Annotated in this window: 17 protein-coding genes; 8 read left to right on the top strand and 9 right to left on the bottom strand. The window is 35.5% G+C overall.

The window, feature by feature from the left end:
* Positions 1-5 precede the first annotated feature (5 nt).
* From radA to panC, 4 genes are all read right to left on the bottom strand, one after another.
* The gene (radA, locus tag O6P34_RS04230; protein ID WP_269686084.1) at positions 6-1,367 is read right to left on the bottom strand and encodes a DNA repair protein RadA; all 1,362 of its coding nucleotides are present in this window, start codon (positions 1,365-1,367) and stop codon (positions 6-8) included.
* Positions 1,367-2,518: an alpha/beta hydrolase gene (locus tag O6P34_RS04225; protein WP_269686083.1), complete on the bottom strand. Its 1,152-nt coding sequence runs from the start codon at positions 2,516-2,518 to the stop codon at positions 1,367-1,369. The genes radA and O6P34_RS04225 overlap by 1 nt, the downstream gene beginning before the upstream one ends.
* A gap of 177 nt (positions 2,519-2,695) precedes the next feature.
* Complete coding sequence (gene panD / locus O6P34_RS04220) at positions 2,696-3,046, bottom strand: aspartate 1-decarboxylase (RefSeq protein WP_269686082.1); 351 nt, start codon at positions 3,044-3,046, stop codon at positions 2,696-2,698.
* Between the two features lie 14 nt (positions 3,047-3,060).
* On the bottom strand, positions 3,061-3,909 hold the full coding sequence (gene panC, locus O6P34_RS04215; RefSeq protein WP_269686081.1) for a pantoate--beta-alanine ligase: 849 nt from the start codon (positions 3,907-3,909) through the stop codon (positions 3,061-3,063).
* Positions 3,910-4,017: 108 nt separating this feature from the next.
* On the opposite strand from panC, the gene O6P34_RS04210 reads away from it, so the two are divergent.
* The 7 genes from O6P34_RS04210 to O6P34_RS04180 all read left to right on the top strand — a co-directional run bounded on the left by O6P34_RS04210 (position 4,018) and on the right by O6P34_RS04180 (position 15,100).
* Complete coding sequence (locus O6P34_RS04210) at positions 4,018-4,824, top strand: glycogen/starch synthase (RefSeq protein ID WP_269686080.1); 807 nt, start codon at positions 4,018-4,020, stop codon at positions 4,822-4,824.
* 20 nt (positions 4,825-4,844) lie between these two features.
* Positions 4,845-6,452 carry a BamH family beta-barrel-assembly machinery protein gene (gene bamH / locus O6P34_RS04205; protein ID WP_269686079.1) on the top strand — a complete coding sequence of 536 codons (1,608 nt, stop codon included), beginning with the start codon at positions 4,845-4,847 and terminating at the stop codon, positions 6,450-6,452.
* Between the two features lie 9 nt (positions 6,453-6,461).
* Positions 6,462-8,309: a glutamine--fructose-6-phosphate transaminase (isomerizing) gene (gene glmS / locus O6P34_RS04200; protein ID WP_269686078.1), complete on the top strand. Its 1,848-nt coding sequence runs from the start codon at positions 6,462-6,464 to the stop codon at positions 8,307-8,309.
* Positions 8,310-8,607: 298 nt separating this feature from the next.
* A complete protein-coding gene (locus O6P34_RS04195; protein WP_269686077.1) occupies positions 8,608-11,421 on the top strand; it encodes a TonB-dependent receptor in 2,814 nt (937 codons plus the stop codon).
* 89 nt (positions 11,422-11,510) lie between these two features.
* A complete protein-coding gene (locus tag O6P34_RS04190; RefSeq protein WP_269686076.1) occupies positions 11,511-12,977 on the top strand; it encodes an SGNH/GDSL hydrolase family protein in 1,467 nt (488 codons plus the stop codon).
* Between the two features lie 257 nt (positions 12,978-13,234).
* Entirely contained in the window at positions 13,235-14,746 is a 1,512-nt protein-coding gene (gene atpD, locus O6P34_RS04185; protein WP_269686075.1) for a F0F1 ATP synthase subunit beta, read from the top strand.
* Positions 14,747-14,818: 72 nt separating this feature from the next.
* Entirely contained in the window at positions 14,819-15,100 is a 282-nt protein-coding gene (locus O6P34_RS04180; protein WP_269686074.1) for a F0F1 ATP synthase subunit delta/epsilon, read from the top strand.
* 499 nt (positions 15,101-15,599) lie between these two features.
* On the opposite strand, the gene O6P34_RS04175 is transcribed toward O6P34_RS04180, so the two are convergent.
* The 5 genes from O6P34_RS04175 to O6P34_RS04155 all read right to left on the bottom strand — a co-directional run bounded on the left by O6P34_RS04175 (position 15,600) and on the right by O6P34_RS04155 (position 20,848).
* Positions 15,600-16,064 carry a hypothetical protein gene (locus tag O6P34_RS04175; RefSeq protein ID WP_269686073.1) on the bottom strand — a complete coding sequence of 155 codons (465 nt, stop codon included), beginning with the start codon at positions 16,062-16,064 and terminating at the stop codon, positions 15,600-15,602.
* Between the two features lie 185 nt (positions 16,065-16,249).
* Positions 16,250-17,806: a vanadium-dependent haloperoxidase gene (locus O6P34_RS04170; protein ID WP_269686072.1), complete on the bottom strand. Its 1,557-nt coding sequence runs from the start codon at positions 17,804-17,806 to the stop codon at positions 16,250-16,252.
* On the bottom strand, positions 17,796-18,719 hold the full coding sequence (locus O6P34_RS04165) for a transporter (RefSeq protein WP_269686071.1): 924 nt from the start codon (positions 18,717-18,719) through the stop codon (positions 17,796-17,798). Before O6P34_RS04165 ends, O6P34_RS04170 begins: the two co-directional genes overlap by 11 nt.
* A gap of 69 nt (positions 18,720-18,788) precedes the next feature.
* The gene (locus tag O6P34_RS04160) at positions 18,789-19,916 is read right to left on the bottom strand and encodes a hypothetical protein (protein ID WP_269686070.1); all 1,128 of its coding nucleotides are present in this window, start codon (positions 19,914-19,916) and stop codon (positions 18,789-18,791) included.
* Positions 19,917-20,308: 392 nt separating this feature from the next.
* The gene (locus O6P34_RS04155) at positions 20,309-20,848 is read right to left on the bottom strand and encodes a hypothetical protein (protein ID WP_269686069.1); all 540 of its coding nucleotides are present in this window, start codon (positions 20,846-20,848) and stop codon (positions 20,309-20,311) included.
* 283 nt (positions 20,849-21,131) lie between these two features.
* Here O6P34_RS04155 and O6P34_RS04150 point away from each other — a divergent pair, with 283 nt between their 5' ends.
* The gene (locus tag O6P34_RS04150; protein WP_269686068.1) at positions 21,132-22,271 is read left to right on the top strand and encodes an aminotransferase class I/II-fold pyridoxal phosphate-dependent enzyme; all 1,140 of its coding nucleotides are present in this window, start codon (positions 21,132-21,134) and stop codon (positions 22,269-22,271) included.
* Positions 22,272-22,275: the final 4 nt, after the last annotated feature.

Raw genomic sequence — 22,275 nt, 5'->3', positions numbered from 1 at the left:
ATATTTTATCCAAATAGTTCACTCGCTACATCTTCAATTTTGGCAACCAATCTGATTTTTATTCCGGTATTTTTCAGCGCAATTTTGTTGTATTTGGATACAAAAATGGTAGAAAAGCCTAGTTTTTCTGCTTCTTGAATGCGTTGATCCACACGATTTACAGGACGTATTTCGCCGGAAAGTCCTACTTCGCCAGCAAAACAAAAGTCCTTACTTACAGGAATGTCTTCATTAGAAGATAAAATAGCAGCTACAACGGCTAAGTCAATTGCTGGATCATCTACCGAAATTCCTCCGGTTACGTTAAGGAAAACATCTTTGGCGCCAAGCCTGAAACCTGCTCTTTTTTCTAAAACGGCCAAAATCATATTGAGTCTTTTAGCATTATATCCCGTAGTGCTTCGCTGTGGCGTTCCATAAACTGCGGTGCTGACTAATGCTTGGATTTCGAGCATTAAAGGACGCATTCCTTCCAGTGTTGAAGCGATTGCGGTTCCGGATAATTCCTCGTCTTTGTGCGAAATTAAAATTTCGGAAGGATTTGAGACTTCGCGCAAACCATTGCCCAGCATTTCATAAATTCCGATTTCGGCAGTAGAGCCAAAACGGTTTTTAAGCGAACGTAAAATACGATAAACATGGTTTCGGTCGCCTTCAAATTGCAAGACCGTATCCACCATGTGTTCCAGAATCTTTGGCCCTGCAATGGTTCCGTCTTTGGTAATATGGCCAATCAGAATTACCGGAATATTTGTTTCTTTGGCAAATTTGATTAGTTCAGCTGTGGTTTCCCGTATTTGAGAAATACTTCCTGGAGTAGATTCAATATAATCCGTATGAAGTGTTTGAATAGAATCGATAATGACGATTTCGGGTTCGATAGCTTCAATTTGTTTGAAAATATTTTGCGTTTTAGTTTCCGTCAAAATGTAGCAATTGTCTCCGTTTGGCGTGATTCTTTCGGCTCGCATTTTGATTTGTTTCTGGCTTTCCTCGCCCGAAACATATAAAGTTTTGTAGGGTAACTTTAATGATATTTGAAGCAATAGCGTACTTTTTCCAATGCCGGGTTCGCCGCCCAAAAGAATCAAAGAACCAGGAACAATTCCGCCGCCAAGAACACGATTTAATTCGGCATCGGTAGTGTCTAACCTAATTTCCTGAGTGGAGTCGATTTCGTTTATTCGTAAAGGTTTTGGTGCTTTGCTACTCGAAACGGATTCGCTTTTCCAAGCTACTTTCTCTTGTTTTTGAATAATTTCTTCGGCAATTGTATTCCATTCTTTACAGGAATTGCATTGTCCCTGCCATTTGGCATATTGTGCGCCACAATTCTGACAGAAAAAAGTTGTTTTCACTTTTGCCATTATTTTTTTTGTATTAAACTTTGCATATCATCAAATTTTTCCATCATCATATCTTTGGTTAAATCGCCAATTTCTTCTAATTGTGAGGCGGTTTGGTATTTTTTTGCTGCTTTTTTGGCATCGCCTAATTTTTCGAACATTAGACCCAATTCATAATCGGCTAACATTGATTTTGGGTAGTTTTTATTGGCAATCTGAGCCAATTGATCTAATTCGTTGTAGGCTTTGTTTTTTAAAATTACCGCTTCAATTGCTTTGAAATCATTGATTCGGACGGGTATTTTTAAACCCAGATTCTTTGATAAAAGATCGTATTTAGTTACTAAATAATCCACATATCCAGAGGAAAGAACCGCGATTTTTTCAGTATATTCAATAGAAGAAATGGGCTTATATGATTCGAAAATTTGGTATAAGGCATTTGGAATGGAGTGCAAAACCAAGGAATAATGAGAAGCTCCTTTGAAGGAATCGTATTTGTAATTCAATAAAGGGTTGGTTACCAGTTTTATATTCGCGTCTAATTGTTCTATAGGTTCCCGAAGTTTTTTTACATCACCATCTGCTGAGGATTGGTAATAAAAAACAGGTTGTTTTAATTGGTTTAATTTTTCTGGAATTCGCGTTTCCATATCGGTTGCCAATTCCGGACTTAAAGAGATGTACGCGTTAAAAATAGAATATTCTTTATAAAGGAAAAAGTTTATAAACCCAGCCGTAGTGTCGTGTCCCGCAATCATTCGGAAAGGAGCAGCACGGTATTTTTTTTCTATATAGGGAAGTAATTCACCGCCAATAAATTCGAAAAATCGCGCTCCTTTTTCTGCAGGTAAACCATCGGCTTGGTCGGAATAACAGTCGTCTGTTCGTTCGTCATTTTGATTTTGATTGATTCCAACAATGATTGTTTCCGGTAAATCATCCCAATAACCACCATAATTCAAAGCTCCATAAAAAGGGTCGAATAAGTAATCGCCATCGAGTAAAATAAGGATTGGGTATTTTTTGGCTGGATTTTTTTCATAGGAAGCCGGCAAACCAATAGTGATTTCTCTGCTTTCTCCCAATTTGGCAGATGTAAATGATTCTGTTTTTTTTTGTGAAAAAACAGAACTACTCAGCAGGAAAAACAAGAAGGTGAGTTGTTTCATGATTTGGGGCTTTTTTTGAAATTAAAATTAAAATAAAGTAGCCAAGATAACACTTTATTTACTTTTATTAAAAATCAAAAAGGCAAAATCAATTCCTGTCCCCGACAGCAAATAAGGAAAATTATAAATGATGTAAGTAGAATTCCTGTAATTCGGTTGAAAAGTAATTTTTGAAAATTAAGTCAAAGAATTATCGTTCTCATTTGGAAAAATAATCCAAGGTTTGAATGTTTTGGCTTCTTCAAATTCTAAAGTGGCGTAGGAAATAATGATGATGATATCGTCTTTTTGCACTTTTCGGGCTGCCGGACCATTTAAGGTTATGATTCCGGAATCTTTTTCGCCTTTGATGGCATAGGTTTCAAAACGTTCTCCGTTATTGATGTTTACAATGGATACTTTTTCGCCTTCAATGATGTTTGACGCATCTAATAATGTTTCGTCAATAGTAATACTTCCGATGTAATTAAGATCGGCTCCAGTTACTTTTACTCGGTGAATTTTTGATTTTACGACTTGAATTTGCATGCTACAAAAGTAAATTAATTTAGTGAAATGGTATCTATCAAACGAATGTTATTGACAAAAATCGCAATAAAAGCACGGTATTTCTTGTTTTTATTTTTTGTAGAACAAGGGAGCAGCGTTGCTTCATCGGCAATTACAAAATATTCTAAATCGAATAAAGGATTGTTTTCAAAAGACTTTTGAACCCATTCTGTGACCCATTTGGCACTTTTTGTTTTAAATTTTTCTTTGGCAACAGTTAAAGTCTGGAAAATTATGGCTGCTTTTTCTCTTTCTTCTGTCGATAAGCGCTCGTTTCTGGAGCTCATGGCGAGGTTGTTTGCTTCTCTAAAAATAGGGCAACCAATAACGTTTACTTTCAAGTTGGTTTTCGAAACCATTTTTTTTACAATTTGTAATTGTTGAAAATCTTTTTCGCCAAAATAAGCGTTTGTAGGTTCTACAATTTCAAAAAGTCTTTTTACAATCGTACCAACACCATTAAAATGTCCGGGTCTGAATTTGCCTTCCATTTGGTTTTCTAATCCGTCAAAATCAAAGGATTTTGAAACAGTTTCGCCTTCGTAAATATCGTCTACGGTTGGAGCATATAATATGATTTCCGGGTTTAGAGCAGTCATTTTTTCTACATCGGCGTCTAATGTTCTCGGGTATTTTGCCAGGTCTTCGGGGTTGTTGAATTGGGTTGGGTTGACAAAAATACTAACAACGGTAAAGTCATTTTCTAGCAATGATTTTTTCATTAAGGCAAGATGTCCTTGATGCAATGCACCCATCGTAGGGACAAATCCTATGGATGAATTTGTTGTTTTAATAGATTTCAAATACGCTGTCAAAGGTGCTTTTCCGTAGAAAATGTGCATGGTGGTATTATTAAAATTAAATGCAAACTTACTATTTTAGTTAATAACTGCATAAATTTTTGTAATTTTGCGTGGTTTTTATTGCCAATAAATTAAGTAAATTACATTATGAAAGATAAGAGGATATTATATGTATCATCTGAAGTTGTTCCTTATCTCGCTGAAAATGAGGTCTCTTTAATGTCTTACGACGTGCCTAAAATGATAAATGATCAAGGTGGACAGATAAGAATTTTCATGCCCAGATATGGAAATATTAACGAGAGAAGACACCAATTACATGAAGTAATTAGACTTTCAGGGATGAATTTAGTAGTTAATGATCTGGATATGCCATTGATTATTAAAGTAGCTTCCATTCCCAAAGAGCGAATTCAGGTTTATTTTATTGACAACGATGAGTATTTCAAAAGGAAAGCAACATTTGCCGATGAGGAAGGTGTTATGTATCCGGATAATGATGAACGTGCTATTTTCTTTGCCAAAGGAGTAGTAGAAACCGTTAAAAAATTGAATTGGGTTCCGGATATTATTCATGTTCATGGATGGATGGCAGCAATGTTGCCTATTTACATGAAACATTTTTATAAAAATGAAGCCTTGTTTTCTGAAACAAAGATTGTAACCTCAGTTTACAGTCAGTCTTTTGAAGGTACTTTGGATATTGAAATGATTAACAAAGTAAAATTTGATGACATTCCTTACGAAGCCATTACCGATTTAGAGAGTCCAACGTATGAAAATATTATAAAAGCTTCGGTTAAACATTCGGATGCCGTTATTATAGCCTCTGACAACCTTTCGCCAAGTTTAACAAAATTTATAGAATCTTCAGGAAAACCTTTTTTACCTTTCACACCGAAAGATTCGTTCGCAGAAGCGTATACGAATTTCTATAAAAACGAGGTTCTTTAAATTAAACTTTTATTATAAACATGTACAATACTTCTTTTTTCAAGAAAATGCTGGTAGCAGCAAGCTTAGTTTTTTTATACTCTTGTGATAAAGAATATAATGCAATTGGAGACGAATTAATAGGTGATAATCATTTTGATTTGCTTCAATATAGTTCAGATGTGGTGGCTTACAACCAAAAAGTAGGGCCGATTCAATCTAATAATTTGCCGGTTAATGCATTGGGAATCTACAACGATGGTGCTTTTGGAAAAACAACTGCAAATTTTGCCACTCAAATAGTTTTAGCAACACCTAATCCAACAATTGGAGAAGAAGCTGTTATTGATAGTGTTTACTTGACAGTGCCTTATTTTAGTACATTGAAAACAACCAATGCTGACGGTAGTCATGAGTATGAATTAGATTCAATTTATGGCGCTGATAAAGCAAAAATAAAACTGAGTGTTTACGAATCTGGGTATTTCATGAGAGATTTAGACCCGATTGCAGAACTTCAAGAAACTCAAAAATATTTTACAGATCAAAATGCTGATTTTGATAATTTGAAACAAACACTTTTAAATGATAATGCTGATACAAGTCAAAACACCCAATTCTTTTTTGATTCTGAAGAAATTGTAGAAACGACTAAAGATGCGGATAATAAGGTTACAACTACACGATCAGTTCCTGCCATGCGCTTAAAATTGAATGCTGCTTTTTTTGCAAATAAAATTATAAACGCTCCAACAGGTAAATTGGCCACTAATGATGTGTTCAAAGACTATTTCAAAGGATTATATTTTAAAGTTGAAGATGCTGGAAGTGCAGGAAGTATGGCTATGTTGAATTTTAAATTAGGTAAAATCACCATAAAATATAAAGCCAAAACAGCTATAACCACTGATGCTGAAACGGTAAAAGAAGAACAATCAATCGTTCTTAATTTAACCGGAAACACAGTAAGTTTATTGCAACAAAGCAATGCTAATACGGATTATACAACTGCTGTCACAAATCCTGATACTTCACTTGGTGACGAGCGTTTGTATGTAAAAGGCGGTGAAGGTTCGATGTCAATAATAGATCTTTTCAGTACACCAGGACGATTGGAAACAATAAGACAAAACAATTGGTTGATCAATGAAGCGAATCTTGTTTTTCATATTGATACCGATAAAATGGCAAGTGGTTATGAACCGAATCGAATTTATTTATACGATTTAAATAACAATCGCCCGTTAGTCGATTATTATAATGATGCCACAACAAGCTCAGATACCAAAAAAGCAAAGTATGTTTTTGATGGAATTATCAATAAAGAAGTCAAAACTGATGGAACGGGAAGGGGTCTTACGTACAAAATAAGAATTACCAATCAGATAAGAAACCTGATCAAAAATGCCGATTCTACTAATGTTAAGTTAGGTCTTGTGGTTACTGAAGATATAAGCACTACAAATACTACCGTTAGCCAAAAATGGAAAACGCCAATAAATGTTACGAGTGTAATTCCTAGTTTTTATATTCAAACGCCAAGATCGGCTGTTATGAATCCGCTAGGGACAGTATTATACGGAAGCAATCCATCGGTGCCTGCTGACAAAAGGTTAAAACTTGAAATTTATTATACAAAACCTAATTAATCTAAAATTATGTGTGGAATTGTTGGATACATTGGTTATAGAGAAGCTTATCCTATAATTATTAAAGGTCTGAAAAGACTAGAGTATAGAGGATATGATAGTGCTGGTGTCATGTTATATGACGGAGAGAATTTGAAACTTTGTAAGACAAAAGGAAAAGTTTCTGATCTGGAACAAAAAGCGGCTACAGAAATTACTATGAATGGAACCATTGGTATAGGACATACTCGTTGGGCAACTCACGGTGTTCCAAACGATGTAAACTCTCATCCACATCTTTCTAATTCTGGAGATTTAGCAATCATTCATAATGGAATTATTGAAAATTACGCTCCTTTAAAAGAAGAATTAATAAAAAGAGGTTACGTTTTTTATTCTGATACGGATTCTGAGGTTTTGGTAAATCTTATAGAAGAAGTTCAGAAAAAAGAAAATTTAAAACTAGGAAAAGCAGTTCAGGTAGCTTTGAATCAAGTTGTAGGTGCGTATGCAATTGCAGTTTTTGACAAGAAGACGCCTAATGAAATTGTTGCAGCCCGTTTAGGAAGTCCATTAGCTATTGGGGTTGGAGAAGGAGAATATTTTATTGCTTCTGATGCTTCTCCATTTATAGAATACACATCAAATGCGGTCTATTTAGAAGATGGTGAGATGGCAAATATTAGGTTACATAAACCTATGAAAGTCAGAAAAATTAAAGACGATTCTCAGGTTGATCCTTACATTCAGGAACTTCAAATGAATTTGGAGCAAATTGAAAAAGGAGGTTACGATCACTTTATGTTAAAGGAAATCTACGAACAACCTAACGTTATAAAAGATACTTACAGAGGAAGGCTTCATGCTAATGAAGGATTGATTCAAATGGCGGGTGTTGAAGACAACCTGGAGAAATTTCTTAATGCAGACCGAATCATTATTGTAGCCTGCGGAACGTCATGGCATGCAGGTTTAGTGGCAGAATATATTTTTGAAGAGTTTGCCCGTATTCCTGTTGAAGTAGAGTACGCTTCAGAGTTCAGATATAGAAATCCGATTATCAATAGTAAAGATGTAGTTATTGCTATATCACAATCTGGTGAAACTGCCGATACTATGGCAGCAATAAAATTAGCAAAAGAAAATGGCGCTTTTGTGTTTGGAGTTTGTAATGTAGTTGGTTCTTCTATTTCAAGAGAAACTCATGCAGGTGCTTATACGCATGCCGGACCTGAAATAGGTGTTGCTTCGACAAAAGCATTTACTACTCAAATTACTGTTTTGACCATGATTGCTTTGCGTTTGGCAAAAGCCAAAGGCACATTATCTAATTCAGATTTCCATAGGTATTTACAAGAATTAGAGATAATTCCTGAAAAAGTTAAGGAAGCATTAGAAACAAATGACAAAGCAAAAGAAATTGCGGCTACTTTCAAAGATGCACCGAATTGCCTTTATCTGGGTCGTGGTTATAATTTTCCAGTGGCTCTTGAAGGTGCTTTAAAGCTAAAAGAAATCTCTTATATTCATGCAGAAGGATATCCTGCTGCCGAAATGAAGCATGGACCAATCGCATTGATTGATGAACATATGCCGGTAGTGGTAATTGCACCAAAACAAGGACATTATGACAAAATTGTAAGCAACATTCAAGAAATAAAATCCAGAAGTGGAAGAATTATTGCGGTTGTAACCAAAGGTGATACTCAAGTTCGTGAATTGGCGGATTATGTTATTGAAATTCCAGAAACATCAGATGCATTATCTCCGTTGATTACTACAATTCCATTGCAGCTTTTGTCTTATCATATTGCAGTAATGAGAGGTTGTAATGTAGATCAGCCGCGAAATTTAGCAAAATCAGTGACGGTAGAATAATCGTCGATATACTTTATAAAAAGCGTCCGCGAAAGCCGACGCTTTTTTTATTGCGTAAAAGTTTTTTTAAATGCCATTTTTTTGTGATTAATTCAGTTTTTTTTGAAAATTCATATGTATGCATAGTATTTTTCTTCACTTGTAATCCATTTATTGTCAAAAGTTTAAAAACTAAAATATTGATTAGTTAGAAATATTGCAATATGATTGGTAATTATGAAATTTTTTACTTGTTTTTTTGTTAATAGCAAAAAAATATTTGTACTTTGGCGCCATAAACCAACAAAATTTAACCCCAATGAGAGTGTATTTACTTTTTTTGTCATTGTTCTTTTGTAGCATTTCTTTTGCGCAGAATTCAATTTCAGGCTCTGTTACAGACAGAAACAATCAGCCTATTCCTGGAGCTAACATCAAAATTATTGGTGATGCCTATGGTACAATTACCGAGATTGATGGAAAATTTACTCTAAATCCATCAAAAAAATTACCTTATGTAATCGAAATTTCAGCTTTAGGTTTTGGATCAAAAAAGGTAAATGTAACATCAATTTCTCAAAAGATAAATGTAAAATTAGAGGACGAAGAAACGAAATTAAATGAAATTGTAGTTTCGGCTTCAAGAACTCCAGAGCGTGTTTTAGAATCTCCGGTTACGATTGAGAGAATGAGCATCACTGACATAAAAAAGACGGCATCCCCTAGTTTTTATGACGGTCTGGAAAACTTGAAAGAAGTTCAAATGAATACCAGTAGTTTGTCTTTTAAATCTATAAACACTCGTGGCTTTGCTACTGTGGCAAATACCCGTTTCATGCAATTGGTTGACGGAATGGATAATTCATCTCCGTTATTGAATTTTGTATTAGGGAATATGATTGGTATTTCTGAAATTGATGTTCAAAGTGTTGAGTTGTTACCTGGAGCTTCTTCTGCTTTATATGGTGCCAATGCTTTTAATGGTATTTTGTTTATGAATAGCAAGAGTCCATTTACCAGTCAGGGAATTACTGCTTATGCAAAATTTGGACAAACTAGCCAACAAGCTGCGGGTTCAAATGATTTTGTTGATTACGGAATTAGAATTGCATATGCATTTAATAAATATTTTGCTGCAAAAGCTAACTTTACATACATGCGTGGTACAGATTGGCATGCAACTAACTATGATGACAAAACAAATGCAGGAAGAGACAGAAGTCATGTAAATTATGATGGTATAAATGTATATGGTGATGAAGTTACAACAAATATTAAAGGTGTTGGGCAATCATTAGCAACTTTAGGTTTGATTCCGGCGGGTGCAGTAAATTTATTGCCTGATTATAATGTGAGCAGAACGGGTTACAACGAGGTTGAATTGACAGATAACAGAGCGAGTAATACCAAAATAGATTTCTCTCTTCACTTTAAGCCGTTTGCAAATGATTTTGAAATTATTTGGCAAAGTAAATTTGGTTTTGGAAACGCAGTTTACCAAGGAGCAAACAGATATTACCTGAACAACTTTTTTATGCAACAACATAAATTAGAATTAAAAGGGAAAAACTTTTTTGTAAGAGGATATACTACGACTGAGGACGGAGGAGAATCATACGATATGCTTTTTACAGGTATTAATGTAAACAGAAAATGGAAAGATGATAAAACTTGGTTTGGTCAATATGCAGGTGCTTACATTCAGTCAACTTTAGGAGGAATGACTCCTGAAAATGCTCATATTACAGCTAGAAATGTTGCTGATACAGGTAGGTTATTGCCAGGTTCTGCAGGATTTAAAAAAGCGTTTAGTGAAGTAATTGCTGATCCAAGTGTACTTTCGGGATCAAAATTGGTTGATAATTCTAGAATCTATCACTCAGATGCCAATTATAATTTTAAGGATCTTATAAAATTTGCTGAAATTCAAGTGGGTGGATCTTTCAGACTGTATGAATTGAATTCTTATGGCAGAATTTATACTGATGCTAACGGACCTATTAATTATAATGAGTACGGTGCATATACACAATTGACTAAAAAATTATTAGATGACCGTTTGAAATTTACAGGATCTCTTCGTTATGATAAATCAAAAAATTTCGATGGTAATTTTTCTCCAAGAGTATCTTTAGTATATTCTGCGGGTGAATCTAAAAAACATAATTTCAGAACTTCTTTCCAAACAGGTTTTAGAAATCCATCTACACAAGATCAATATATTGGTTTTAATGTAGGAAGTGCCATATTGCTTGGTTCAGCTCCGGATAACTTGACAAGATACAGTGAAACATTACCTGTTTCTACATTAGTTGGACAGGCTTTTGCAGGAGGAACTTCAGTTGTTATGACTGGATTGAATGCTTACAATAATTCGTATACTGCATCTTCAGTAGGAGCGCTTAGTGCTACAGGAAATCCAGCTTTATTAAGAAAAACAAGTGTAAAATATGTTAAACCGGAACAAGTAAAAGCATTTGAGTTAGGATACCGTTCTTTTATTGAAGATATATCAATTGATGTAAACGGATATTATAATATATATAATGACTTTATTGGGAATCTAAATGTTATTGCTCCTTTTTACGGAACTGCTCAAGATGCACCTAATCCTCTTGGAGGACCAACGGATGCAGGAGCACAATCTTTACATGCAATTCAAAACGGGAACTATAGAGTATATCAATTGTACACTAATACAGATGTTGAAATCAAATCACTTGGTTTTGGTCTTGGTCTTTCTAAAAAAGTATACAGAGATTTTGAAGTTGGTGTTAATTATAATTATGCTGAATTTAAGTTTGATCAGGCAAAAGATCCAAGTTTTGAAGCTGGATTTAATACACCTAAACATAGAGTAAAAGCATCATTTGGAAACGAAAGATTATTTAAAAATTTCGGATTCAATGTTAGCGGAAGATGGAACAGCGAATATTTATGGCAATCTACAATGGTAGATGGTATGATTGATTCGGCTACTGTAGTTGATGCTCAAATCAATTATAATATTCCAAAACTAAAATCAACCTTAAAACTGGGAGCTTCAAATCTTGGAGGTAAAGAATACACTCAAGTATTGGGAGCAGGATTAATCGGGCAACAATATTTTGCTTCTTGGACAATCAATCCATAATTAAAGTGATATAAATAAAACAAATGTGTTTGCTTTTTTTTCCTTTTTAGAGAGGACAAAAAGAGAAATAATTTTTAAAATATACTATTATGATAAAAAATTTCAAATGGCTTTTATTGGTTTCCCTAACCTTTATAGCTTGTAATAATGATGATGACAATACAGTTGTAGAAGAACCAGTTTCTCCTGGTTCGGCAAATTTCACTAAATATGTTGCCTTGGGAGATTCGTTTGCTGCCGGATATAGTGATGGAGCTCTTTTCAAAAAAGGACAGGAAGGTTCTTATGTAAACTTACTTTCACAACAGTTTGCAGAAGCTGGAGGAGGGGAATTTAAAACACCTTTTACGTCTGATAATGTTGGAGGATTGCTTTTGGGTGGAACCCAAATTGCAACTGCTCGTCTTTATTTTAATGGATCAGGACCGGTTACGGTTAGCGGAACACCAACTACAGAGGTGTCAACAGTTTTATCTGGACCATTTAATAATTTAGGAGTTCCCGGAGCTAAAAGTTATCATTTGGTAGCTCCTGGATATGGAAACGTTGCGGGAGTAGCATCGGGTGCTGCAAATCCTTATTTTGCTCGATTTGCTACGGCATCTGGAACCACGGTTTTGGCCGATGCTTTGGCTCAGTCTCCAACTTTTTTCTCTTTATGGATTGGTGGAAATGACGTTTTAGGGTATGCAACTTCAGGAGGAAGTGGCGTGAACCAAACCGGAAATTTAGACCCTAGTACTTATACATCTAATGATATTACAGATCCTAATGTTTTTGCAAGTGTTTATTCAGGGATAGTGACCAATTTAACCGCAAATGGAGCTAAAGGGGTCGTTGCAAATTTACCTTATGTAAGTACATTGCCTTATTTTACAACAGTACCTTACAATCCGGTTCCGCTTTCGGCTGGTGTAGCTGCACAATTGAATGCAGGATATGCTGCTTACAATGGCGGGTTGTTGTATGCTGCTGCCAATGGATTGATATCTTCAGAAGAAGCGACAAAAAGAACCATTAATTTTGTTGCAGGAAGCAATGCAGTGGTAATTGCAGATAGTTATTTGACTAATTTATCAGGATACGGAATTCCATCATACAGACATGCTACCTCCGAAGATTTGATGGTTTTGCCTTCAATGAGTTTTATTGGAACAGCCATTGGTGGAGATCCTACAAAAGTTAATGGAGTTTCAGTGCCGTTAGCGGATAAATGGGTTTTGTCTAAAGATGAAATTGCCGAAGTAAAAATAGCTACAGACGCATATAATGTTACTATAAAAGCTGTTGCTGATGCAAAAGGATTGGCTTTTGTGGATACCAAAGCAATAATGGCTCAACTGTCAACTACAGGAGTAGTAAGTAATAGCTTTACTTTAAAATCTACTTACGTTACCGGTGGTGCATTCTCACTTGATGGAGTACATCCTAGTCCAAGAGGATATGCATTAATCGCAAATGCTTTTACTGCGGCGATAAATGAAAAATATACCTCTACATTGAAGAAAGTTGATTTAGGATTATATCAAATATTATATCCGGCTATTTTACCATAAAAATTACCATATTACAGTATTAAACCACCCGTTTTTATACGTGGTGGTTTTTTTATTTTGGGATAAATAGTAGTTATTTGTAAGTTGTGTATCCTTTATATGCAGAACAATGAAATTATCCTGAATTTTTTATAAAAAAAATTATTGATTTTATATTTTAAAAATTATCTTTGCACTCTGAAAAAAGCATTTAATCGATACGTTTCGCTTGGTTGCATTTCATAAACCTAAATAGCTATTTAATAAATACATAAGTAATGTCTAAAGTAATAGGAAAAGTTGCCCAAATCATTGGCCCAGTAGTTGACGTTGTTTTCAACGGTAAAGATGTTGAACTTCCAAAAATTTATGATTCGTTAGAAATCACAAGAAAAGATGGAACTTTATTAGTTCTAGAAGTACAATCTCACATTGGTGAAAATACCGTTCGTACCATTTCGATGGACTCAACAGATGGTTTGAGTAGAGGTTATGAAGTAGTTGGAACGGGAAATCCAATCCAAATGCCAATCGGTGCTGATGTTTACGGACGTTTGTTCAACGTAATCGGAGATGCCATTGACGGTTTAGGAAATTTACCTAAAACAGGTGAAAACGGAATGTCAATTCACAGATCGGCTCCTAAATTCGAAGATTTATCAACTTCATCTGAAGTTTTATTCACAGGTATTAAAGTAATCGATTTGATTGAGCCTTACGCAAAAGGAGGAAAAATTGGATTGTTTGGTGGTGCCGGTGTTGGTAAAACAGTATTGATTCAAGAGTTGATTAACAACATTGCAAAAGGTCACGGTGGACTTTCAGTATTCGCAGGAGTAGGAGAAAGAACACGTGAAGGAAATGACTTACTTCGTGAGATGTTAGAGTCAGGAATTATAAAATACGGTGAGGAATTCATGCACTCTATGGAAAATGGAGGATGGGATTTGTCTAAAGTAGATATGCCAGGAATGAGAGAGTCTAAAGCGACTTTCGTTTTTGGTCAAATGAATGAGCCTCCAGGAGCTCGTGCTCGTGTAGCACTTTCTGGATTATCAATTGCAGAATATTTCCGTGATGGAGCAGGTTCTGATCAAGGTAAAGATGTATTGTTCTTCGTGGATAACATCTTCCGTTTTACACAAGCAGGTTCTGAGGTATCGGCACTTTTAGGTCGTATGCCATCTGCGGTAGGTTACCAACCAACATTGGCAACTGAGATGGGAGCGATGCAAGAGCGTATTACTTCTACAAACAAAGGTTCTATTACATCTGTACAAGCGGTTTACGTTCCTGCGGATGATTTAACTGACCCAGCTCCGGCTACTACATTTGCTCACTTAGATGCTACAACAGTATTGTCTCGTAAAATTGCTGAGTTAGGTATTTATCCAGCGGTTGACCCGTTAGATTCTACTTCAAGAATCCTTACTCCTCAAATCTTAGGTGATGAGCACTATGACTGTGCACAAAGAGTAAAAGAAATTCTACAAAAATACAAACAATTACAAGATATCATCGCGATTCTTGGTATGGAGGAGTTATCAGAAGATGATAAATTAGCTGTATCCAGAGCACGTCGTGTTCAACGTTTCTTATCTCAACCTTTCCACGTAGCTGAGCAGTTTACAGGATTGAAAGGAGTTTTAGTTGACATTAAAGATACTATCAAAGGATTTAACATGATCATTGATGGTGAATTGGATCACTTGCCAGAAGCAGCTTTCAACCTTAAAGGAACTATTGAAGACGCTATCGAAGCTGGAGAAAAAATGTTGGCAGAAGCCTAAAAATTATAAGTTATGCGTTATGCGTTTTCATAAATTTTGAAAACGCATACGTATAATTCAAAACTCATAACTATGTTATTAGAAATAGTATCACCAGAAGCAAAATTATTTTCAGGAGAAATAACTTCATTATCACTTCCGGGTGTTGATGGAGAGTTTCAGATTTTAAATAATCACGCACCAATTGTTTCATTGCTAAAAAAAGGAACTGTAAAAATTGCAGCACCTAGTTTTAATATCTCAAAAGAAACAGTGGAGAAGTTCACGAAAGTAAATGATCAACTTTATACATTAAGTGTTGATTCAGGAACAATCGAAATGAAAGACAATAAAATAATTCTTTTAGCTGACTAAAAGAGTTTCTAATACTTCAAAAAAACGCCTTACAAGTACTTGTAAGGCGTTTTTTTATTATTGGTTATCCCAAAAGTCATTAGTGAGCTCTAATTGGAATTATGATGCTGATTATTTGCAGCGCAATTAAAAAGACCTAATAGCGTGCTATAAAGGGTAGAGATGGTATTATTCTCAATAGTCCCTAATTGTTGTCTTATACATATAAATAGTTGTTTTATACCCCACTTAGGGAGGTGTTATACATATACGTTGTTGTCTTATACAAATAGATTGTTGTTTTATACCACACCTAGTGAGGTGTTATACATATAAGTTGTTGTCTTATACAAATAGATTGTTGTTTTACACCCCGCTTAGGTAGGTGTTATACATATAAGTTGTTGTCTTATACATATAAATCGTTGTTTTATACAAAAAAACAAGTAGTATACTCAAAGTGAAGAGTATACTACTTGTTGCTTTTTTTGGAAATTGAAAAATAAATGGCTCAAATAGGCTATTCGATTTGTTTTTCCTGTTGTGCCATATAGTATTCTTTGTTATATTTTCCGGCAATGATGAGTGCTCCCGCAATCAATACCAGATTTTTGATGATGTATTGACCCACTAATGTAGGGCAAAAAGGGAAGCCATCGAAGCAAACTGTTTTTAAAATAAAAACCGGAAAAAACGTAGCTGCCATATGCAATAGCAATAGCATAATGGTAACAGGAATAAATCGTTTTATGAGTAAACCCAATCCTATCACTATTTCGCATCCTCCCAAAATGGGAATAAACAGCTCCGGATTAAACCAAAATACCGTTTCTTCAACCAGCTCACCAGCGGGACTCATCCCGAATATTTTAAGAGCGCCAAACCAGATGTAAACAATAGCCAATGCTATTCGCATGCTGTTGATGCTGTGTTTTTCTATTTTTTCACTGAATTTAAAATACAAAGTGTTGAAGGTTGTTGTCATGGTATTTAGATTTTCGGTTATGGTTTTTCGGTTTTTGATGCGGTATGCTGTAAAATAATTTTTTGATAAAAAACCCAACAGGCTTTTTAATTCCTGTTAGGTTATAATTGATAATTAATTCAATATTTTAAAACAAACCACTGAAATAAATTATTTTGATGAACTATCAATTTAAATAGATGTATTTATTCGGCACCGTCAGTAGTGGCTCTTGCTATGGCAAATGTGCCTACTTTTTGGCCTAATTCCAGTCCTTTTTCGCAGTCACTTCTATAATGAATGGCACCAAACATACGAGAGTCTGAAGCTTCTTTTGCCATAGCATCAAAACTTTGTGCTTTTGAAGGCAAAATATGTGATAATACAGTGGCAGCGGCACCGCTAAATGTAGAATGTCCAGAAACATAAGCCGGAAAATTAGGAACTCCGGTTGTTGTTTTTATAGAAGCATCCATTTGGCTTGGTCTTGGATTAAAGTAAAAATACTTCGCATCCCAGCAACTAATAGCAGCATCCATCATGGTAATATTTAATAAAGCCATGTTTCTTGCCCATCGTACTTCGCTGTAATTTTCTGCAACAAATGCTTCGGTAGCAATAGCGTTCCAGTGTCCTGGCGGGGTATAAGTTCCTACTCCGTCTGCCCAAAAAGTTACAATTTGCATGTTTTTCTTAGAGTTGTTTTGGCTGTAGGCTTTGATTTCGGCAAGCTCTTTTGCAAATTCCGGTGACTTCGTAGAGGGTGGTGCGACAGGGCGACTGGCAACAACCATTTCCGGTGACATTAAGAATGATTTTACTTTACCAAATAATGGTAACATTGGAGGTCTTTTTGGAGAGTCTAACGAGATCCAAGGGGTTTCTCCTTTGGCAATAGTTTGTGCTTCTAATTGCGCCCAAATTTCAGGAGTTCCTATAGCTGCTCCTGCTCCGTCACCGGCTGCACGCGCAATAAATTTGGCTGCGATTTTTCGACCTAATGTAATTCCGGCATCCACATCACTGCGAACATTGGCACCGCTTATGATTCTGTATAGTTTTTCTTCGTCGGCTTTTTCGTTGATATACGCAATTTCGGTAGGGAATAACAATTTTAATAATTCGACTGTAACTCCGGCCAAAACTCCGTCTTCAGATGGGTAAGATGGCAAGGTGCTTTTTGGAATTAAAACTTGTAAATCAGCATCTACGGTAAAAGGCGCTGCTCTATTGTATAGTTTTTTGTAATGCCAAGCAGCAATCAAAGCATCATATTGTGCGGCGCTCACATAGGCGTAAGCACGGGCAGCATAAGGAGGATTTGAAAACGGGAATTGCGGATTGGCGAACGGATTTGCCCCTGATGGTGCCGGGTAAGTCCCATCCTCATTTTGGTACGGCGGACGGTTGTGTCTCGCTACTAATGTTCGCATAATTTCATTCCAGCGAAGCACACCACCGGCGCTCCAGTATTTGATGATGCTTTTTTGCTCATCGGTCAAGGAGGCTTGGTAGCTTTTTATTTCGTTAATTTCTCTGGTAAATGCCGGAGTATTTGTGGCAATGGGTGCATCCAAAGTGAACTCGTCGGGAGTTGTTAATAAAAAAGGTTTCCAAGTTCCGGCCAATTCATCCGGATTGGTTGGGTTTAAGGCTGTAAAATCTTCATTTCTCTCGGTTATATCGTCACTACAAGAAAAAGTGAAGGCGAGAAACAAAATCGTAAGACTGGTTAAGGTTGTTTTTGCTATTCTATTTTTCATCTTGAACTTCTTTTTTAAAATTAATCACATAAAATACACCTCCATAATAGGTGTCAGATTTCCCTACGTTTTTTCCTTCGGCCACATAATTAAAACCACCAACAAGGGAAAGTTGTGGCATTTTTTTGAATGTGTATTTTGAGTTAACACCATATCTTAATGCATTCATCGTATTGCTTGGAAAAGGCATATTGTTTTTGGTGATGTCAAATCCTCCGGATTGTGTAACCCAATTGTCAAGAACAAGCTCAGCAATTAATCGGTTAGAACGGTATCCTGCTCGGAAATTGACCGAAATAGCATCAGGCATATCGACTTCGTTGGTATAATGAACTTCGTCATTCGTTAAATACGAATTTCTGTCGATGGTGCTGTTGCCTCTTTTTACATAGGCTCCAGAAAGGGTGGTGAAAAAATTCCCTCTTTGATAATCCCCCATCAATCGTAAAGAGGCAGTTTTACTTTGCATACCAATACTTAAAGGAAGATAATCCGCCGGATAATTTGATAATGGTGCTGAAACATTGGCTAAGGCGTAAACAGAATAAGTCGATTTGCCAATTGTTTTTTCTATCGGCATGTATTTTAGCGTAAGCGTAAGATCTTGAATTCCTTTTTGACCTTTCATTGTTCCCGCAGATGCATTTGTTTCTACATACGGCAGACTGAAAAGAACGTTTAATTTATCGGAAATACCGTAATTACCCATAATTCCAATAGATTTTGTAGTAACTGTTCCTAAATTTAAATTTTCTCTTTGAAAATCACCTTCCCAATATTCGTCCCAGCCACTGTATTGATAAACGGCTCCAAAGCAAAAATTGTTTTTGCTCATCATAATGGCGTCAATGTCGGTTTGTGCTTGTATAAACAGGGGTAATATCAGCAGAAAACCCATATAAAATTTTTTCATTAAAAATGGTTTTGGTTTAAAATTGTAATTTAATTGTTGAAATGAATCATTTTATAAAAGAACATTTATTTAAAATCGGGTTGAAATACCTACGTTAATGGTGTAATCTGCAAATGCTGCATCCCCCTGAACATGAACTCCTCTGGTAATTGAATTTTCTTTATCGGTAACACTTTGGGTACGGTTGCGTACCACAGCAAAAGGGACTGATGCAAAAAGAGTAACTTTTTTATATTCGTAATTTACAGATGGTTCTACAGACCAGATATATCCCGGACGACGGAAATCGCCACTGCCACCTACAAGATCATGAACAGGAATTCCTTCTAAACGTGCGCCTGCAGCTACTGATAACCCTTTTATATAATGGGAAGAATAATTGAATCCTGCTCTAAGCATGTATTGATCCGGAACACTCATAATAGCTTCATTAGCTAAATTTGGAGATATTGTTTCTCTGTAAGTTCTGGTTCCGTTTTGTTCACGAGGATTCATTAGATAGTAAAAATTACCATAAACTCCTAAGTTGTCCATAAGGTTGTAAAACCCGTTCAATTCAACAGTAAACCCAGTTCCACCGTCTCCTAATTGTATAGATTGATCTACTGTGCGTAATTCTTTTGCTCCGTTTGGACCTACGTTATACCAATAATCTTTGTAGTTGTAATCACCCGTAGCGAGTTTAATCCCTAATCCTAATTGTACATTTCCTTTTGTGTTTTTTACCGGATCTAATAGCCATCTGTAAGCGGCAAATCGAATGTCGCCTAAGCCAAAAGAACTTGTTGAATGTCTTTCTTTTTTAACATAAGCACCATTTACTAATCCGTGTTCGTACAACGAAGAGCGAACATTGTTTGATACTGGAATGTCAATCATAACGGACCAACGATTGTTTAGTATTCTTGTTAATGAAAGATTGAATACAGAGGTGTAGTTGATTACTTCTGTTTTTTGTACCAATCGGTCTTTGTTTTCCTCAGTTCCCGAAAAGTGTCTGAACGATCTGAAATAGCGTCCGCTACTGGCAAATTGCCATCCCGATGCGTTAGTGCTGTCTGCATGAATGGCCATGCAACTTGTAGCATTACCTTTGATGGCAACACAGCCTTGGGCATTGATTTTTTCTGTAAAAAGAGTGGTTACAATACAGATTATGCAAGTAAAAGCAGTAGTTAAGAAGGATAATTTTTTCATGGTTTGGTTTAGTTTTAATTGTTTTAAATAGTTAATATAGTCGCTTCTTGGGGGGAGTAAATTAATAGTTGAATCAGTCCATGTCTTGGGCATGGGCTAATTTGAATGGGGGATTCTTTTTTGGAATATCCAAAAAGGAAAACGAAAAAAGTTACTAATTAGAATGTGGTAAACTAGAGTTGAAATTCCTTGAAGGGTCAAGTTATTTCGTTCTATTACGAAGAAAAACAGGTTAAATCGATTGATTTTTGGTTCCTCAAAAGAATTTAAAAACGCCTTTATTTTAAGACTAACGAATTAAAATAAAGTATAAATCTAAGCCCAATAGCCAGTTTTACACGCTCGTTTTGTCGAATGACAATGGAATCAAGTTTTTTGGTAATAGAAAATAATTAAACTAAATCGGGCGGAGAATACGGTAAAGTATAGTATCCTGCAAGAATTGCCTCTTTTGTAGCAATATTGTGCGCAATAGTCTGCACTGATTTTTTTGGAGAAAAACAAACATCAGTAGCTTCATGGGCTACATAATCTTTTAGAAAAGATTTTAATAATTTTTTTACAGGAGTATCTTTAGAATCTCCATTATTGAATAATTGATTGTCTACAATGCTATTCAAATTTTTGCCCACTTCATCTTGATGGGAATTGGGAAGATAATACAAACTCAAAATATTGTTTTGAATCCTTTTCTTAAAAATATGGTACGTTTTGTTGTTTATAGTTACGTTTTCGTTTACATATTCAAAATCAGTATCTTCTATAAAAGAATATAAAGTAGCATTCAGGTGAATTACTTTATAAGCTGCACTTTCATTTTTTTCCATAGAAGCTACCCAAGCTTGCTCTTCTTGTTGAGCAAACATCAGGTAATATCCAAGTACATTGTAGAACAATGTGACTACTAGAAATAATGATGCAATTCTTTTCATGGGGTCGAAAATAGAAAAACAAAAGGACACGGTGCGTTTTTTTATAATTTATTTAAGATTTTTTTAACATAATTTATTTTGGTCTTAAAATCGAAAAGCTTTTCGGAACTTTTATGTTAATTTAAATAGGATTATTTAGTGTAGCTTTTTGTCTTTTATCATTTATTTAAAAAAGAATTAAATGCAGTGTAAAGAATACAAAAACAGAAATAGAACGCCAACTCGAATCAACAAATAAATTGGTAAATAGAGAAACCAAAAAAGATGCTTATTTTTGTAGCGTATGAAAAATTTACCTCAAAACCTTTCTGAAAAACTTGAGATTCGAAAACAAAATAATGCGTTGAGGCAACTGCCGAACACAACATCTTTGACTGATTTTGCTTCGAATGATTATTTGGGATGGTCCCAATCGGAACTTATTTTTGATGAAACGCATCAATTGTTATTAGACAGAAACATAAAAAATAACGGCGCAACCGGTTCTCGATTGCTTTCCGGAAACCATCAATTGTATATAGAAACAGAGGATTTTATTGCTCGATTTCATCAATCGGAATCGGCTTTAATTTTCAATTCGGGTTATGATGCCAATGTTGGTTTTTTTAGTTCTGTTCCGCAACGCGGGGATTTAATTTTGTATGATGAGTTGTGTCATGCTTCCATCAGGGACGGAATTCAACTATCGAAAGCAAAAGCGTATAAGTTCAATCACAATGATTTTGAAGATTTAGAACAATTAATTCAGCGCAATCCAAACACCACTATTTATATCGTTACTGAAACTGTTTTTTCTATGGATGGCGATTGTCCAAATCTAGAAGAATTGGTTTCGGTTTCAAACAAGTACAATTGTTATCTTGTTGTTGATGAGGCGCATGCGTTGGGTGTTTTTGGAGAACGAGGCGAAGGATTGGTTCAAATGTTGGGTTTACAAGACGAGATTTTTGCCCGAATTATGACTTTTGGAAAAGGATTGGGATGTCACGGCGCTGCGATTATAGGTTCGCTGGAGTTAAAAAGTTATTTAGTCAATTTTGCCCGAAGTTTTATTTACACTACGGGGCTTTCACCCCATTCGGTTGCTGCGATTTTGGTAGGATACCAACATTTAGAAAAGGATTTGATTCCAATTTTAAAACTAAGAGAAAACATTGTTTTCTTCAATCAGCATAAAAATATGTTGAGTTTAAAACCACTTTTTGTTCGAAGCAAGTCGGCTATTCAATCTGCGATTATTCCCGGAAACGAAAAGGTAAAATCTATTGCCAATCAATTACACCTAAAAGGGTTTGATGTAAAAGCTATTCTTTCGCCCACCGTTCCCGAAGGACAGGAGCGATTGCGGTTTTGTATTCACAGCTATAATTCAACGGAAGAAATCTCCGAAGTGTTGACTTTGTTGAGTACTTTTGCATTTTAGTAAA

Origin of the sequence: Flavobacterium lacustre (assembly GCF_027474525.2) — a bacterium.
Lineage (GTDB): Bacteria > Bacteroidota > Bacteroidia > Flavobacteriales > Flavobacteriaceae > Flavobacterium > Flavobacterium lacustre.
Note: the sequence above shows the minus strand (reverse complement) of the source record. Positions and strands in the feature narration are given on the sequence as shown.